The sequence below is a fragment of the Vibrio rotiferianus CAIM 577 = LMG 21460 genome (assembly GCF_002741985.1).
Classification (GTDB): domain Bacteria; phylum Pseudomonadota; class Gammaproteobacteria; order Enterobacterales; family Vibrionaceae; genus Vibrio; species Vibrio rotiferianus.
Genome location: NZ_APHW01000098.1, coordinates 13,816 through 28,956 on the forward strand (window position 1 = coordinate 13,816; position 15,141 = coordinate 28,956).

Consider the following 15,141-nt stretch of genomic DNA (forward strand, 5'->3'; position numbering starts at 1 on the left):
ATCTTTCTTGCTTTTTTTCCCTTTTCGAAAAGACGATATGATGTACGAATAAAGGAGATTCGAACATGATTTATCTTTTCGATTGGGGAAACACCTTGATGGTCGATTTTCCTCACGCACAAGGAAAAATGTGCGATTGGGAACACGTTGAAACCGTTCCTCAAGCCAAAGAGACTCTGGCTCAACTCACACAACATCACCAAGTTTATATCGCGACCAGCGCATCAGATTCCGCGATGGAAGATGTGCAAAAAGCGTTTCAACGAGTCGGGCTCGACCAATACCTTTCTAGCTACTTTTGCTTTGCCAACCTTGGGATTGCCAAGAATCAGCCTGATTTTTATCTTGCGGTCGCAAAACAATTGGGCGTTGAGCCGAGCCAACTTACTATGGTTGGCGACTTACCAGAAAAAGACATTTACCCAGCAATGGACGCAGGGTTAAACGTCGTTTGGTTCAATCCTCAAGACCTCCCAATACCAAGCAAACCCATCCCAAATCAAATACGTTGTTTGTCCGAGTTGCTACGCATCTAACCGGCATACACACAAATACACTTAAGCCACTAAACTTTATGCACCAATCAAGGAAGATGAATGCAGATTAGACCGATTACCGTCAACGACATTGACCACTTTATTTCGCTCTGGAATCGCGTTTATGAGGAAGGAGAATACTTACGCTCGCCAGCGCCAGACAAAGCGATGCTGAGTGAGGTAATCACTCGTGTGGAAAAAGAATCCATTCCCCAATTTGTGGCCTTCGATGGAAAACGCCTAGTCGGAAGCATCGAAATCTTCCCGGCCGAAATGTGTGGCTACGAAGGAGGAGAGTTCGCTAAAACGGGCATTCTCGGCATTCATATTGACCGCCACTATCGAAACCAAGGGTTAGGAAAGAAGCTACTCACCACCGCCATTCAAAGCGGTTGGCAATATGGCTATGACACTATTGCGTTGAATGTTTACAAGACCAACCATCCTGCGATTGCCTTGTATGAGAAGTTTGGCTTCGAGCATTGTGGCGAGTTAGGTGAAGTGCTACTGCCTAACGGCAAATATCTGATGAGTCAGAAAATGGTCTTAAAGCATCCGTAAGTTGATTCTAGTAGCAAGACCACATTGCCTTTGCGATATACTGATCGGAACCCAATATTTACCGCGTACTTGTGATGATTGAATATAAACCCTTATCGCCAAATCAAATCCCGATGGCTTTGCTATTAGAAGCCGATCCAGACCAAGACAACGTTAATCGCTATCTTGCAAATTCATTGAGTTTTGTTGCGCTGGAAGAGAACAAGATCGTCGGAACATGCGTGGTGCTTCCGCTTTCAGAAACGCAGGCTGAAATCATGAACGTCTCAGTGGCACCTACGCATCAACAACGCGGTATTGGCTCAGATTTATTGCGATTTGCCATTGAAGAGTTAAAAGACCAATCTTTTCAAAAGTTGATATTAGGAACGGGGACGTTTGGTTACCAACCGACTTACTATCAACGCTTGGGTTTCAGGGTAGAGAGCGTGGATAAAGATCACTTCTTACTCCACTACCCAGAACCAATTTGGGAGAACGGTATCCAGCACAAAGACATGCTGCGTCTGTATCTAGACCTTTAAACATAAAGGCTTAGCTAGCTTTTCATATCCAACTTTTTACCCAAGTATTCAATTTCAAAAGTCGCATACCCAAGCTGTACCGCTTCAAAAGAGTACATCAGGTTTTGCGCCTGCTGGGCATCTTTCGCCAATACGGCGACGGAGTAAATCGGACGCTCAACACCATTCTCCAACACTTGGGTATTGATGTAAGACGACGTGACTAAGCCGGAGTTGTTCAAGCTGATCACTCGCTGCAGATCGACACCCAATACGCGGTCCATTTCTAACGCCTCAATGCCCTCTTTCCAACGCAACGTCACACTGTAGTTATCACTTTCTGGCGTGTTGTCTAACCATTTGGCGCCTAGTGGTTGAATGCTCGCGATCTTCACCAAGTCTTGCTGGTACATAGGTAAGTCCTGCAATTTAGTGGCAACTTCCGCCTCGTTATCAGCCGACAACACGAAACGCAGGATCTGTACTGGTTTACCATCAATACTGCTTGGTAAAACAAACATGTCTTTCACATCACCTTGTTCGATCAGTTGGCTAAAAGCGGCTTTCTGCTCTGGCAGTGTTTTGAGAACCTGTTCCGAATCATTAGTGTTCCAAGCCAGTTCCACACCGTAATCAGCAGCAAAGCTAGAGAAAGAAGCCACAGTCAGCGTGCTTAATAGAATGAGTTTTTTCATAAGGTTACCTTTTCACTTAACGATTTTCTTTTTTGCTTCAATATAAATTCAATGTTGTGGATCACTTGATTACCAACGACTGCGGTATGCACGATGACAGCTTCGGCAAGTACTCTGAGCTTGCTTAAGTCCTGCCTCAGCCGATGAAACTTGCTGGTTCTGCGCAGCTTGATACAACTGTGCAAACCCTTCATCCATTTGCAGCATCAAGCGATTGAAGTTATCTGGTTTGCTCCACACTTCTTTCTTCGCTTTGCTCTCAGCTTGGCTTCCCTCTGGAAACGCTTGTTGCAGTTGTGCGCTGTGGCGAGTGAGCTCAACACCAATCTGCTCTAGCGCGTGCCAATCGGTATTGCTACCTTTCAATGTTTTATCGGCTTGTTTCGATAGCGACTCTATTTGCTCAAATGCATTCTGACGCGTTTCGATTTGAGCGCTGAAGTCTTGGGCAAACACTGCTGTTGATACAAAGATGGTCGGTAAAAGTGCAATCAGTGCCAATGTCTTTTTCATTTCGTTCTCCTGGTTTTTCGTTATTGCTGTGTGGTTGCAAATAAATTTACATAACAATCATTGCACATGCAACTATTGTTATGTAAATTACCATAAAGAAGATCATCACACCGAGAAAAGATCGAGGTAATTATGAAAATTTGGGATTTAGCAACGCGACTTTATCACTGGGCTCAAGCCTTACTGTTTATAGCCTTGATGGCATCTGGATTGTCTGGCAATGGGCCTCATGTTCAATTGGGATTAGCGTTATTCACTTTGTTGTTATGGCGATTAACTTGGGGAGTTATCGGCAGCGAAACCAGTTTGTTTCGACAGTTTCTCCGCTCGCCAAAAGGTGTCATTACATACTTCAAAGGCAAATCGGCGGCGACTGTGGGTCATAACCCTGCTGGCGGCTGGATGGTGGCAGCACTACTGACGACATTGATGCTTCAATGTATCTCAGGAATGGCGCTTGGCGGCTTATTCGATACGTGGCCATATTCCGATGTTTGGCTTAACGACAACGTGTTTGCAGGGCTTGAGTGGTTACACCTGACCTTGGCCGATCTTTTGCCTTTACTGATCGCCTTACATGTTGGTGCGATCCTTTTCTATAAACTAAGAGGTAAACCCTTGTTGAAAGCGATGATCACAGGTAAACAAACCCAAATGAACAAGCAAGCGCTCACCACGGAACAGAAAATTGTCTATCTCGCGCCGCAAAGCCGTGCTTTAGGGGTGCTAGTTGCTGCAACATTGGTTACCATGGCAATCGTTGCTTTATCATAAGAGTAAGAAAATGAGCGAACAGTTTGACAGACAAGACAGCTTTGGCTGGATGATCAATGTCGTTGCACACGACGCAGCGAAGCGATTTGAAGCCGAGCTCAAAAAGCACGGACTTACCGTTGCACTTTGGCCGACCATGATGTGTTTGTGGGAAGAAGAAGGCGTGACGCAGCGCGATATCGCAGCGAAATCTAAGGTAGAAAACTCAACCACGACTCGTACCTTAGACAAGTTGGAGAAGTTAGGTTTGGTAGAGCGCCATCCCGATCCAAACAGCCGCCGCTCGTTCCGTATTTATCTAACGGAAGAGGGACGAAGCCTCAAAGAAACCTTGCTGCCAATCCCACTGGCTGTTAATAAAGATCTGATGAGTCCTCTAGAGCCAGCAGAGCAAAAAGAGATGCTTCGCTTGCTAAAAAAGTTGGTCGCAGAGATTTAGGGGTAAACTAAACCAGTAGCTGGTTACTGTGCAACCGGCTACTACTATGAGTTTAATGAACGAATATATTCAAAAATATCATTGATTTCTTTCTCGCTCAGTACAGCTTTGAACGGAGGCATTACCCCGCCTTGACCGTTGTCGCCTTCCAAAACAGAATCTATCAGCTCCACCTTTGTGCCGAATGGATTCAATAACTCGGCATAAATGTTATCGGGTTTAATATTCAATGCGTTAGCTGCGAGTCCATCCCCATGACCTTTGTCACCATGACAAGAAATGCAATAGGATTCAAAACGTTGTTTACCTACCGTAAGATCGGCTTCACCATATTGGTTATCGGTAAACCATTTGTATCCAGCAAATCCAGTACTGGTAGCAAACAATAAGAAAGCAACCGAGAAAAAGAGTTTACGCATAGATGCTCCTTGTCTTTATTCATCGATGAGTTGATAAAAACAAGGTAGCTTAGATGATGTCGAAAAAGTGTTGTTCACGTATTCAACAAAGGCACGTTATTACGGATTAAGCCTCGGCGCACGCTGGTGCACATTTTGCCAAAGCGACGGATTTCATCAAACTGAGGGGTAATACCTCGATCCATTGCCGACTCCCAATAGCTCAGCTCGGTATCCACCATTTCTAACAGCTTCTTAGGGCAACCGATACATTTACCCTCAGGGCCACAAACAAAGGTCTCTGACTCATAAAGAGGCAGCTCTGCTTTAACTTGTTCAATGATATTGCGCATCGCGCTCATTCGATCTGGCTTGACGGTCATCATCCGACTCCACAAACATGTAAGGAGCCGGATTGTACTCTCTGGCACGCAAATGTCCCTACCTAATTTAGGTATATTTTACGTTTCTGCTTTGTAGCCTTTGATTTAAGCATCGAAAATTCTGGCTTTTTCACCACTAAGTAAACCGCTGTAGCAGCCAACCCAAAGCCAACAATACCCATCCAATCAAACGACTCACCGAAGGCCAACCAAGCTTGGATCGCCGTGGTCGGAGGCACAAGGTAGAACACCGAGGCAACACTCGATGCCGCACCATTTTTCACCATGTACAGCAGCAACAGAATCGCCACACAAGACAGCACGACCACAAGCCAGATTAAGGTAAGAATGAATTCCGTCGTCCATTGCACCTGCATGGTTTCAAACTGCATCGCGATTGGCAGGAACATGGCCAATGCCGCCAAATACTGCACCGTCGCGCCACCTACCATATCCACTTGTTGGCAATATTTCTTTTGATACAAAGTGCCAAGCGTAATACCAAACAACGACGACAAGCACACACCAATCGCTAAGGTTTTGTGCAAATCGGATTGCCACTCCATCTTACCCATAAGCACCATAGTAATGCCGACAAAACCCAAGGATAAACCAATCCACTGTGATGGTTTGAACTGCTCAGAAGCGAACGCCACCAGCAATACGGCCGTTAAAATAGGTTGTATCCCGACTAATAGCGAACTTAAGCCCGCCGGCATTCCCAAACTGATGGCGAAGTACGTTCCGCCTAGGTAAAAGCCGTGAATCAATATTCCGACAACGCAGCTGTGCCAAAAGTCTTTTCCCGTTGGAATGCGACGGCGCAGAAAGGCAACAATCACCAAAAACAACAGCACATTAAACGCCATGCGAATCGACAACAAGGTCGCAGGCTCGGCATACTGCAAACCAAATCGCGCACCAACAAATCCAGAAGCCCAAAGGATCACGAACACAAAAGGAATGGCTCTGACTAACATGATTCGCCCTCACTCTACTTACTTTTAAATCTTGAATGTTTTTAATCTCGAATGTTGCTAATGTAGTTAGGTACAGTGTTTTCAAAAAGTGACAGATGGAAGTGTTTTTATGGGTACAGATTTAGCAAGTACACTTAATGCCAATAAGTATTTGATCGTCGAGAAGCATCTCAAACAAGCGATCTGCAATGGGGTTTATCAGCCAGACGACAAGTTGCCTTCCATCCGTCAATTGAGCACTGAACTCAAGGTAAGCAAGAACACGGTGATCCGCGCTTATCAGGAACTAGAAGCACAAAGCATGGTTTATTCGGTGCCAAAATCTGGTTATCGAGTAAAGCCAACTGAGCGACATGAAGCCAAGATCACTAAACCTACGCGCGTGGATTTGCTCTCGGTGTGCAAACAAATCCTTACCTACCCCGAGTATCAAGAGCTGCTTCCGACAGGTTCAGCACACCCAAATATTGATGCGCCAGCCATCAAAAGCCTGTACGCCGAAATTGGCCGCCAGAGTCGCCAACAAAGCCATATCTCCAGCCATTACCAACTGCCACCGGGTGATGACTTGTTGGTCAAACAGCTAGCAAAGATCACCCAAGATCTGGGAACGCCGGCAAACGTGGATGATCTTTTAGTCACCCATGGAGCACAGCAAGCGATCAGTCTTGCACTTAGAGCAACAACACAGGCTGGAGACATTGTTGCGGTGGAATCGCCCTGCTATTTCGGTAACTTGTTGATGCTCGAATCTCTCGGTTTACAAGTGGTCGAGATCCCTAGTTGCCCTCGTGATGGTATGGATCCAGACGCGCTAGAAAAGGCCATGGCAACGTGGGAGATCAAAGTCATTATTGTCACGCCAAACTTCACCAACCCAACAGGCTCAATGATGCCCCTTGAAAGGCGAGAGCGACTGCTTAAGGTTTCTGGAGATATTCCAATCATTGAAGATGATGTATTTGGCGCGTTAAGTTACGACGAACCCTTGCCAAGCTTGCGCAAATTGGACGAGAAACAACGGGTGATTTACGTCAACTCCTTATCGAAAACGCTCGATTCACGCCTTCGTATTGGTTGGATGTTGGCGGGACGTTATCGCGCTCAAGTCGAGCAATACCTGTTGTGTGAAAACATGGGCAGTTTGAACTTGATGCAATCGGCGGTGGGCACTTTCCTAACCTCAGGCAAATACCGCACTCACACTGCGCGTATGTGCCGTGTTTACCAAGCCAACGTGAGACGATATTTGCAGATGCTCAATCAATGCTTGGATGCACACTTTGAGCTAAAGAATCGCTATCAAATCAATGCGGTGCAAGGTTCATTCTTACTTTGGCTACGCTTACCACCCAAAACTGACAGCTATGCGCTCTATCAAGCCTGTAACGAACACAAAATCAGTATTCTGCCCGGCTCGGTATTTGGCACTCAGGGACAGTATCAAAACTGCATTCGTCTTAGCGTGGCGAACTTTGGAGCGGAGAAAAACTGGCTCCCTGCAATGGAAACGCTAGCAACTCTGATTGCTCAACACACCAAGTAATCGCTCCAGACATCCGTTCCAAGCACTCAGCACCAGAAACAACAAAGCCTCCGCAATTGGGAGGCTTTGATATGTGTTTTCTGGGCTATCTGCTCAACCAAACCCGGTGTATTAGCGAGGTAATTGCCACAATCTGGCTACGTTTTCAGCCAAGTTCGCAAGATTCACCTCCGCCTCTTCCAAAGCTTCTGGCAAGCTCATTGCGCGTGGTACACATACAAATACCGCATCAATACCGCACTCGTAGACTGCTTGGAAGTTATCACCTGTGCAACCTGCTAGGGCAATGACAGGCAAACCATATTCTTTCGCCACTTTCGCCACACCCATGGGTGTCTTGCCATGCAAAGTTTGGTGATCAATACGGCCTTCGCCAGTAAAGACAATATCAGCGTCAGCTACATGCTCTGCGAGCTTTACGGTTTCTAGCACAATCTCGATACCCGGCTTCAGTCGTGCTGGTAGGTAACCAAGCAACGCTGCGCCCATACCACCTGCGGCGCCCGCACCATTTTGAGTCAGCACATGCTTGCCTGTCACCTGCTCTGTCAGTGCACCGTATTTGCTTAGAGCAGAATCTAACAGCTCTACATCCGCCGGCGTCGCACCCTTCTGCGGACCAAAAATCGCTGACGCACCTTTCTCGCCACACAATGGGTTGTCCACATCGCATGCCACCAGCACTTCGCAGTCCGCTAAGCGAGCGTCAAGCCCTGAGGCATCAATGCTTGCTAGCTCAACTAAACCGCCACCGTTGGGTGTGATTGGATGACCAGCACTGTCCAGAAACTTAACACCCAACGCCGCCAGCATACCCGTACCACCATCATTAGTTGCGCTACCACCCAAGCCGATGATCAAGCGTTGAATACCACGATCAAGCGCATTCAAAATTAACTGGCCAGTACCAAAACTGCTGGTATTTTTCGGGTCTCGTTGCTCACTTGGCACAAGGTGCAAACCACTTGCCTCTGCCATCTCGATCACTGCGGTTTCGCCATCACCTAGAATTCCGTAAAACGCCTCCACATCATTGCCAATTGGGCCCTTTACGGTCACGAAAACCTGTTCACCCTCAGTCGCATCAATCAATGATTGAACTGTACCTTCGCCGCCGTCGGCGACAGGTACCGTGACAAATTCTGCATCTTGCCAAACTCGAGACAAACCGGTCTTGATCGCCTCACTCACCTGTTTGGCGGTCAAACTCTCTTTAAACGAATCTGGGGCAATCACAACTTTCATTTCAATCTCCTGCGAACACGGCATCCTCCTACTTTGTTAAACATTAACGGGTAGGAGCTTAATTCGTCACCCTTTGCATACTATAATCATGACGTTAAACCACATTTCATAATAGGGATTAATCCACCTTCTTTATATCCATAATATTTTTATGGCTTTAAAGCATCACCCTCGATAAAGGGATATATACTTACTACTGAAACTGGTACCGGAGGGAGACTTATGGAACTACGCAACAAAGCAGGGGATACTGCAAAAATTGCAGATAACCTCACCCTTAAAGAGCTGACTGAAATGGGTTATACCGTCGATTTATGTGACGAAGCATTTGATCCAAACGAACATTGGAAAGCAGAAGGAAAAACTCAAGGCATGGGTGAATACCCAGAGGAATAGTACCCAACTGTATAGAAGATCACACTTCAAGCCGAGTGGTTCTACACTCGGTTTGTTCATTTATTTATTCAAAGCTTGAGTTTCCTTTACAAACAAATACATCTCTTCTAGGTAATTACCGTTTGCGCAACCCCAGTCACTCACTTCAACAAATTCCTTTATTAGTTGACCACTTTCATCATGTATCACTTTTTGACGAAAGGAGTTCCAACGCGCCAGTTCAAGACGATTATTGTTGTCCACATAATAGTCCCCATAACTTTCAATAAGCTTATTATAAGCATTCCAACGCTGCTCCGGCGTCACGCCTTCACTCATGATGACAGTACAGTTCGTTTCGATATTTTGTACTTGAACATTAGTTGGTGTCGTCGTTGAACATCCCGCTAAAATCAGCCCCATCAAACCCACTGCTATTCTTGTTTTCATTATTGTTTCCCTTACTTTCAGCACCACTGCGAAAGACCGAATTTTATAAACTGCGCTCCACGATTTCTAATCAAAAACGGAAAAACTTTGTGACTGACGTCTGCACATGTAAAAAGTGCGGTAAATTACTGTTTACAAGCCATAAAGAAGACAAATGGATTTCGCATTCCTTTCTGCTACTTAGACGTGCCATAATCAACGACGATAAAAACCTCAATAAAGCAAACATTTGAAGGATCAAAATGACTGCAACGGAATACCTAAACGACCTCAACCAACGTTACCTCGCTATCCATCGCACCAAAGAAGATTTCTTTTGGGAAACGTACATGGGCATCAGCGACGACCACGATGGTTCGACAAAAGCACAAACCGCTTGGACCAATTTCTTAAGCAACGCCGAGCAAATCTCTGCTATCAAAGCGCAACTTGAATCGGCTGAAGCGATCGCTGATCCACAAGAGAAACAGCAAACGCAAATTGGTTTGCAAGGATGGTTGGCAACATTTGAATCGCACGCGATTGAAGGCGAACAAGCTCAAGCCCAAAAGAATGCTCTGATTGCATTTGAAGCCGAGTTGTTCGAGAAAAAGCAAAATCACGTCCTGACGTTTACCAATGAAAACGGTGAACAAACCGAGGGCTCTTTGCCAGTATTGTCTTCGACCATTCGCGCCAATAATCACGAAGAAGTGCGTCAATCAGCGCATCAAACGCTGCTCGACCTTGAGCAATGGTTGTTGCAAAACGGCTTTATTGAGCTGATCAGACTGCGTAACCAATTCGCTCGCTCTTTGGGCTACGAGACCTTCTTTGACTACTCTGTGAAGAAGACGGAAAAGATGAGCTCAGAGCAACTGTTCAGTATCTTGGATGACTTTGAACAGCGCACGCGTGATGCCCACCTAAGCAGCTTGGCAAACCTTGCAGAGCAGAAAGGTCAAAGCGCACTGACTGGCTATAACTTTGTGTACTCGTTCGCCGGTGACGTCATGCGTGACTTAGACCCGTACGTACCGTTCTCAAAATCACTACGTCGCTGGGTAGAATCATTCGGTCGCCTAAATATCGAATACTCAGGCGCAGAGCTGACGCTAGACCTGCTTGATCGTAAAGGCAAATACCCGAACGGTTTCTGCCATGGTCCTATCCCATCGTTCTACAACCAAGGCGAATGGGTTGCCGCGCAGGTGAACTTCACCAGTAACGCGAAACCAGACCAAGTTGGCAGCGGCTACGATGGAATCAATACTCTGTTCCACGAAGGTGGGCACGCTGCGCACTTCGCTAACGTTAAGATGAACGCGCCGTGTTTCTCTCAAGAGTTCGCACCAACTTCTATGGCATACGCAGAAACACAATCCATGTTCTGTGACAGCCTGCTGACCGATGCCGATTGGCTCAAACAATACGCGTTGGACGCAGAAGGTAATCCAGTACCAGATGAGATCATTCAAGCGATGATCAACAGCCGTCAGCCATTCAAAGCGTACGAAGAGCGCAGCATTTTGGTTGTGCCGTATTTTGAACGTGCGCTTTACCAATTAAGCGATGAAGAGCTGACGCCAGCGCGCATCACTAAACTGGCACGCGATTGTGAAAAGCAAATTCTTGGTTTGGAATGCAGCCCACGCCCATTGATGGCGATTCCACACCTTCTGTCTGATGAAGCAGCGTGTGCCTACCACGGTTACTTACTAGCACACATGGCGGTTTACCAGACTCGCGCTTACTTCCTCGATAAGTTTGGCTACCTGACTGACAACCCAGAGATTGGTCCGCTACTGGCGAAACATTACTGGCATGCAGGTAACCACCTATCGCACAACGAGACTATCGTTAGCCTAACGGGTGAAGGCTTTAACGCTAAGTATCTGGCAGACGTGTGTAACCTATCGCCAGAACAAGCATGGGAAGTACAGCAGAAGAAGATTGCTTCGCTGCAAACTCGTGAACGTGCTCCAGTAGCGTCTTTAAATGCCAGCATCAAAGTGGTGGATGGCAGCAAAGAGCTTGCAAGCAACTCGATCTCAGACGAGCAGATGTGCGAGCAGTTTGAGCGCTACATCGAAGAGACTTACGGTCGATAAGCGAAACCGAGAGCTGGGGGTATTATATACTCCTAGCTCTTTTTCTATCAGGGAAGCAACCATGTACCAAGATATCCTGGCTTTCTGGTTTGAAGAATTGGAACCAAAAGACTGGTTTGTGAGCAACGCCGACGTCGATAAACAAATCGAAACGCGCTTTCTCACCACCTTAGAACAAGCCGCTCAATCTGAATTGTTTGACTGGCGAGAGACGGCAAAAGGTCGCCTCGCAGAGATCATTGTGCTCGACCAATTCTCTCGCAATGTTTACCGCAATACACCCAAAGCGTTCGCTCAAGATGCCCTCGCGCTTGCCTTGGCACAAGAGGCAATTCGTCTGGGCTTAGACCAAAAATTGACCGACGTTGAACGCAGCTTTTTGTACATGCCATTTATGCACAGTGAGTCTAAGCGGATTCATGAAGAGGCAGAGAAGTTGTTCAAAGCTCTGGGGCGAGAATCTAATTACGAGTTCGAGCTAAAGCATAAAGTGATCATCGATCGCTTTGGTCGCTACCCACACCGCAATGCGATTTTAGGCCGTGATAGCACCGTAGAAGAAGTGGAATTCTTACAACAGCCGGGTTCCAGTTTTTAAACACAGCTAGCACAAGATTGAAGTTCGATTATCAATTTATATTTGATAATAAATCAATCATTGTGCTGTTTATCATTTGGTGATTCGCGACTAATCTTTACCTCGTCAACACGATACATCACGATCAACAGAGGATTTCCATCATGGCTAAATTGACTATCGTCGCTAACATCATCGCCAAAGCAGACCAAGTAGAATTGGTAAAAGCCGAGCTACTTAAACTGATTGATGTCACTCGTGCAGAAGAAGGTTGCATCAACTACGACCTTCACCAAGATAACGAAAACCCAGCACATTTCACTTTCTACGAAAACTGGGAATCACGCGAACTATGGCGCACGCACATGGACAACGAGCACCTAGCGCAATACATGAAAGCAACTGAAGGCGCGGTAGACACCTTCACTCTAAACGAGATGTCGCACATCGCTTAACGCCTTTTACAACGCAGCACGCACTAGAAAGCCAGCAACCGTCACCTTGCTGGCTTATTGTTTGTCTCTTCTATGTCTTGCTATGCAAGTGAAAGCAAGCTTATGAAAACATGAGCGAGATCTGATTATCTTTACACTAAGACTGGCAAGATTTAAAGCCAATCACCCTTCGTTGTATCAAAAGGTTTTGCATGAAGTTAGACGCCGTATTGTGGGATTACGATGGCACCCTAGTAAATTCTGTTCCGAAAAATATCGACATCACCAAAGCGATATTGTCCGTTGTAGCACCGCACCTGACCGGGGATAACTTACCAAAATACCTGCGCAGTGAAGCGGATTATCATCATGCCAATCACGCGGCGAAAAACTGGCAAGATCTGTACGTAAACTACTATGGTCTGTCCTGTGATGAGATGCTCATCGCGGGCACCATGTGGGCTGAACACCAAGAGCAAAACCAAACACCAGTGAATCTATTCAGTGGCATTACCGATGTAGTGAACGCGTTCGAACACCTGCCACACGGAGTCTGCTCCCAGAACTCACAATCCAATATTCGCAACGTACTCAGCACCAATCAAATTAACGCGCCATTCAAAGCTATCGTGGGCTACGATGATGTATCCAATGGACATCAGAAGCCGGATCCTTTTGGTGGCATCAAATGCATTGAATCCATCTTTGGACACACCGATAAGCAACTGCTGATGTACATTGGTGATCACGAAGCGGACACGCAGTTTGCACGCAACATTGAGCAACACTTAGGTGGTAGCTGCAAAGTGATTGCCGTAGCAGCAGCGTATAGTGGCGCTCAACCGGAGCGTTGGAACGCCCAGCCAGATTATGTGGCACATCAAGTAGAAGACTTACGCAGCATCATTGGCAAGTACGCTTAGCCTCTCTCCAAAAACGTGAAACTAAAGCTCTTAAATACACAGTAAGACACAAAGCCTTTTGCTCTCTTAAGGCTTTGTGTATCGTACTTGTCTTACGTCGCTTATTTAGCACATAGACGATTTTAAATGACCCACTCCAATATTAAGGTAACGCAATGATCACATGGCCTTGTTTACTTAAGCTCGATGGCGACGACGAACTGGTGTATTTGGCTTCGCCAGAGCAGCTAAATGCAGAGTGCCAAGCGTTAATTTGGGGGCAGGATGACATAGTGATAGATACGCAAGGTCACTGCTTTGCATTACAAACGGGCTCTGACAACGTGGTGAAATTAAACCTTTTGCCACAGGCGTTAAACGTACAACAAGTGACAGAGCTGATTCAAAAACACGAGTTTGCTCAAGCACAGCGCTGCATCATCAAAATCCATTTTGTGTCGGTTCAGCAAGCGATTGAAGCGTTAGCTGATTGACTTGTGAAACTCGGCTCGCGAGCAAAGCGTCGCCGTGATTGATGCATACACTCCGAAATACCTATCGGAAGCAGAGCTAGAGATTAGGAAAGAGCTTAGCCAATACCTCAACAGTTTGATTCATTAAGTGGGCAACGAGTCAGTATTTCTGGCTCAATTCAATTAAGTGATATAGTTTCAATTCATACCCCTCAATTTGTAAGTTGAATGATAGGAATATCATGATAAATCTATCCCACTTAATCAAAAATGATATGAACCTGCTGATTTGTCTGTACGTTTTACTGCAAGAGCGCAGCGTGAGCAGAACCGCAGAAAAGCTATTCTTATCTCAATCGGCCGTCAGTAAACAGCTTACTAAATTGCGCCAGGAGTTTGATGACCCCTTATTCGAGCGAGAATCCAAAGGTTTATTGCCGACCCCAAAAGCGTTGGCATTGGAGAGCAAACTTCAACAAATCCTGATGCAAATTGATCAGCTTCGTGAACCCGAAGAATTTGACCCAGAACGCTCGACTCGCGTTTTTAGTATCGATCTAATCGAAACCGCTTACTCCACCATTTACCCACGTTTTCTGCCTCAGGCGTTATCCAGTGCACCGAACATCACCATCAAAAGTGCCGATTGGAGCCACAGCAGTATTATTCGATTACAAAGGCGAGAAATAGATTTTGGTGTCGGTATTTTTGAGTTTGATGATCGTTCAAAAACCCATGTCGACACCATCCCTGACACACTGAATTACGCGGAACTGATGCGCGATACTTCGGCATGTATATTGAGAAAAGGACACCCAGCATTAGAGGAAGAATGGAACCTCGACGCGTTCTTGAAGTACCGCCATATACAAGTCATCACAGGAGGCGTGTCTAGCTGGCTACTGCACGAGGTTCTTGACACAAAACGACTGCGCATTGATAACGCCGTCAACATGTCCGACATTTCCAGCGCGGTAAAACTGTGTGAAAAAAGCGACTTGGTACTGACCTACCCCTACAAAAGCATCCGCGAGTTCGAAGGTAAATCAGACATTGTGATCAAACCGCTCCCGATAGAGATGGAGCCCGGCGGGTTCTTTCTACTTTGGAACAAGCAACTCGACAACGACCCAAGCCATAAATGGTTAAGAGAGCTAATCGTCAGTCAGTCTTATGCTTAACTGAAAATGAAATAAATAATGCTGAGAACCGTAATAACAAAAAATTATCATTTTAAAAATTATTGATAATTTCATGTAATTAAAAA

20 protein-coding genes are annotated in these 15,141 nt (G+C 46.0%); 13 read left to right on the top strand and 7 right to left on the bottom strand.

The annotated features are described in order from the left end of the window. Positions 1-65 precede the first annotated feature (65 nt). The 3 genes from B853_RS16785 (at position 66) to B853_RS16795 (ending at position 1,621) form a co-directional block, all read left to right on the top strand. Positions 66-536 (top strand): HAD family hydrolase, encoded by a 471-nt coding sequence (locus B853_RS16785; protein ID WP_038883602.1) that lies wholly within the window; start codon positions 66-68, stop codon positions 534-536. A 60-nt stretch (positions 537-596) separates the two neighbouring features. Continuing rightward, complete coding sequence (locus B853_RS16790; RefSeq protein WP_038883601.1) at positions 597-1,097, top strand: GNAT family N-acetyltransferase; 501 nt, start codon at positions 597-599, stop codon at positions 1,095-1,097. Positions 1,098-1,171: 74 nt separating this feature from the next. Continuing rightward, a complete protein-coding gene (locus B853_RS16795; RefSeq protein ID WP_038883599.1) occupies positions 1,172-1,621 on the top strand; it encodes a GNAT family N-acetyltransferase in 450 nt (149 codons plus the stop codon). Between the two features lie 14 nt (positions 1,622-1,635). Here B853_RS16795 and B853_RS16800 read toward each other — a convergent pair whose 3' ends face one another. Both B853_RS16800 and B853_RS16805 read right to left on the bottom strand, forming a co-directional pair. Further along, the gene (locus B853_RS16800) at positions 1,636-2,295 is read right to left on the bottom strand and encodes a hypothetical protein (protein ID WP_038883597.1); all 660 of its coding nucleotides are present in this window, start codon (positions 2,293-2,295) and stop codon (positions 1,636-1,638) included. Between the two features lie 69 nt (positions 2,296-2,364). Then, on the bottom strand, positions 2,365-2,808 hold the full coding sequence (locus tag B853_RS16805; protein WP_038883595.1) for a c-type cytochrome: 444 nt from the start codon (positions 2,806-2,808) through the stop codon (positions 2,365-2,367). A gap of 132 nt (positions 2,809-2,940) precedes the next feature. On the opposite strand from B853_RS16805, the gene B853_RS16810 reads away from it, so the two are divergent. Together B853_RS16810 and B853_RS16815 are read left to right on the top strand one after the other, a co-directional pair. Beyond that, positions 2,941-3,582 carry a cytochrome b/b6 domain-containing protein gene (locus B853_RS16810; protein ID WP_038883593.1) on the top strand — a complete coding sequence of 214 codons (642 nt, stop codon included), beginning with the start codon at positions 2,941-2,943 and terminating at the stop codon, positions 3,580-3,582. Positions 3,583-3,592: 10 nt separating this feature from the next. Further along, entirely contained in the window at positions 3,593-4,021 is a 429-nt protein-coding gene (locus tag B853_RS16815) for a MarR family winged helix-turn-helix transcriptional regulator (RefSeq protein WP_038883592.1), read from the top strand. 44 nt (positions 4,022-4,065) lie between these two features. Here the strand turns inward: B853_RS16815 and B853_RS16820 are convergent, their stop codons facing one another. The 3 genes from B853_RS16820 to B853_RS16830 all read right to left on the bottom strand — a co-directional run bounded on the left by B853_RS16820 (position 4,066) and on the right by B853_RS16830 (position 5,782). After that, a complete protein-coding gene (locus B853_RS16820; RefSeq protein WP_038883589.1) occupies positions 4,066-4,440 on the bottom strand; it encodes a c-type cytochrome in 375 nt (124 codons plus the stop codon). Between the two features lie 74 nt (positions 4,441-4,514). Beyond that, positions 4,515-4,802, bottom strand: a complete 288-nt coding sequence (locus tag B853_RS16825) for a hypothetical protein (RefSeq protein WP_010453379.1) — start codon at positions 4,800-4,802, stop codon at positions 4,515-4,517. A gap of 62 nt (positions 4,803-4,864) precedes the next feature. Beyond that, positions 4,865-5,782, bottom strand: a complete 918-nt coding sequence (locus B853_RS16830) for a DMT family transporter (RefSeq protein ID WP_038883587.1) — start codon at positions 5,780-5,782, stop codon at positions 4,865-4,867. A 109-nt stretch (positions 5,783-5,891) separates the two neighbouring features. On the opposite strand from B853_RS16830, the gene B853_RS16835 reads away from it, so the two are divergent. Next, positions 5,892-7,328, top strand: a complete 1,437-nt coding sequence (locus tag B853_RS16835) for an aminotransferase-like domain-containing protein (RefSeq protein ID WP_038883586.1) — start codon at positions 5,892-5,894, stop codon at positions 7,326-7,328. 111 nt (positions 7,329-7,439) lie between these two features. On the opposite strand, the gene B853_RS16840 is transcribed toward B853_RS16835, so the two are convergent. Continuing rightward, entirely contained in the window at positions 7,440-8,573 is a 1,134-nt protein-coding gene (locus B853_RS16840; RefSeq protein ID WP_038883585.1) for a glycerate kinase, read from the bottom strand. A gap of 222 nt (positions 8,574-8,795) precedes the next feature. Between B853_RS16840 and B853_RS16845 the strand changes: the two genes are divergently transcribed. Next, positions 8,796-8,969: a hypothetical protein gene (locus B853_RS16845; RefSeq protein ID WP_010453386.1), complete on the top strand. Its 174-nt coding sequence runs from the start codon at positions 8,796-8,798 to the stop codon at positions 8,967-8,969. A 60-nt stretch (positions 8,970-9,029) separates the two neighbouring features. On the opposite strand, the gene B853_RS16850 is transcribed toward B853_RS16845, so the two are convergent. Continuing rightward, complete coding sequence (locus B853_RS16850; protein WP_038883583.1) at positions 9,030-9,398, bottom strand: hypothetical protein; 369 nt, start codon at positions 9,396-9,398, stop codon at positions 9,030-9,032. A 242-nt stretch (positions 9,399-9,640) separates the two neighbouring features. Between B853_RS16850 and B853_RS16855 the strand changes: the two genes are divergently transcribed. From B853_RS16855 to B853_RS16880, 6 genes are all read left to right on the top strand, one after another. Then, positions 9,641-11,488 carry a M3 family metallopeptidase gene (locus tag B853_RS16855; RefSeq protein ID WP_038883581.1) on the top strand — a complete coding sequence of 616 codons (1,848 nt, stop codon included), beginning with the start codon at positions 9,641-9,643 and terminating at the stop codon, positions 11,486-11,488. A gap of 61 nt (positions 11,489-11,549) precedes the next feature. Then, on the top strand, positions 11,550-12,086 hold the full coding sequence (locus B853_RS16860) for a DUF924 family protein (RefSeq protein ID WP_038883578.1): 537 nt from the start codon (positions 11,550-11,552) through the stop codon (positions 12,084-12,086). Positions 12,087-12,229: 143 nt separating this feature from the next. Next, positions 12,230-12,520 carry a putative quinol monooxygenase gene (locus B853_RS16865; protein ID WP_005435368.1) on the top strand — a complete coding sequence of 97 codons (291 nt, stop codon included), beginning with the start codon at positions 12,230-12,232 and terminating at the stop codon, positions 12,518-12,520. A 191-nt stretch (positions 12,521-12,711) separates the two neighbouring features. Further along, on the top strand, positions 12,712-13,422 hold the full coding sequence (locus B853_RS16870) for an HAD family hydrolase (RefSeq protein WP_038883575.1): 711 nt from the start codon (positions 12,712-12,714) through the stop codon (positions 13,420-13,422). Between the two features lie 155 nt (positions 13,423-13,577). Next, positions 13,578-13,895 carry a DUF4144 family protein gene (locus tag B853_RS16875; RefSeq protein ID WP_038883573.1) on the top strand — a complete coding sequence of 106 codons (318 nt, stop codon included), beginning with the start codon at positions 13,578-13,580 and terminating at the stop codon, positions 13,893-13,895. 221 nt (positions 13,896-14,116) lie between these two features. Further along, positions 14,117-15,055, top strand: a complete 939-nt coding sequence (locus B853_RS16880; RefSeq protein ID WP_038883570.1) for a LysR family transcriptional regulator — start codon at positions 14,117-14,119, stop codon at positions 15,053-15,055. The last annotated feature ends 86 nt before the right edge of the window (positions 15,056-15,141 follow it).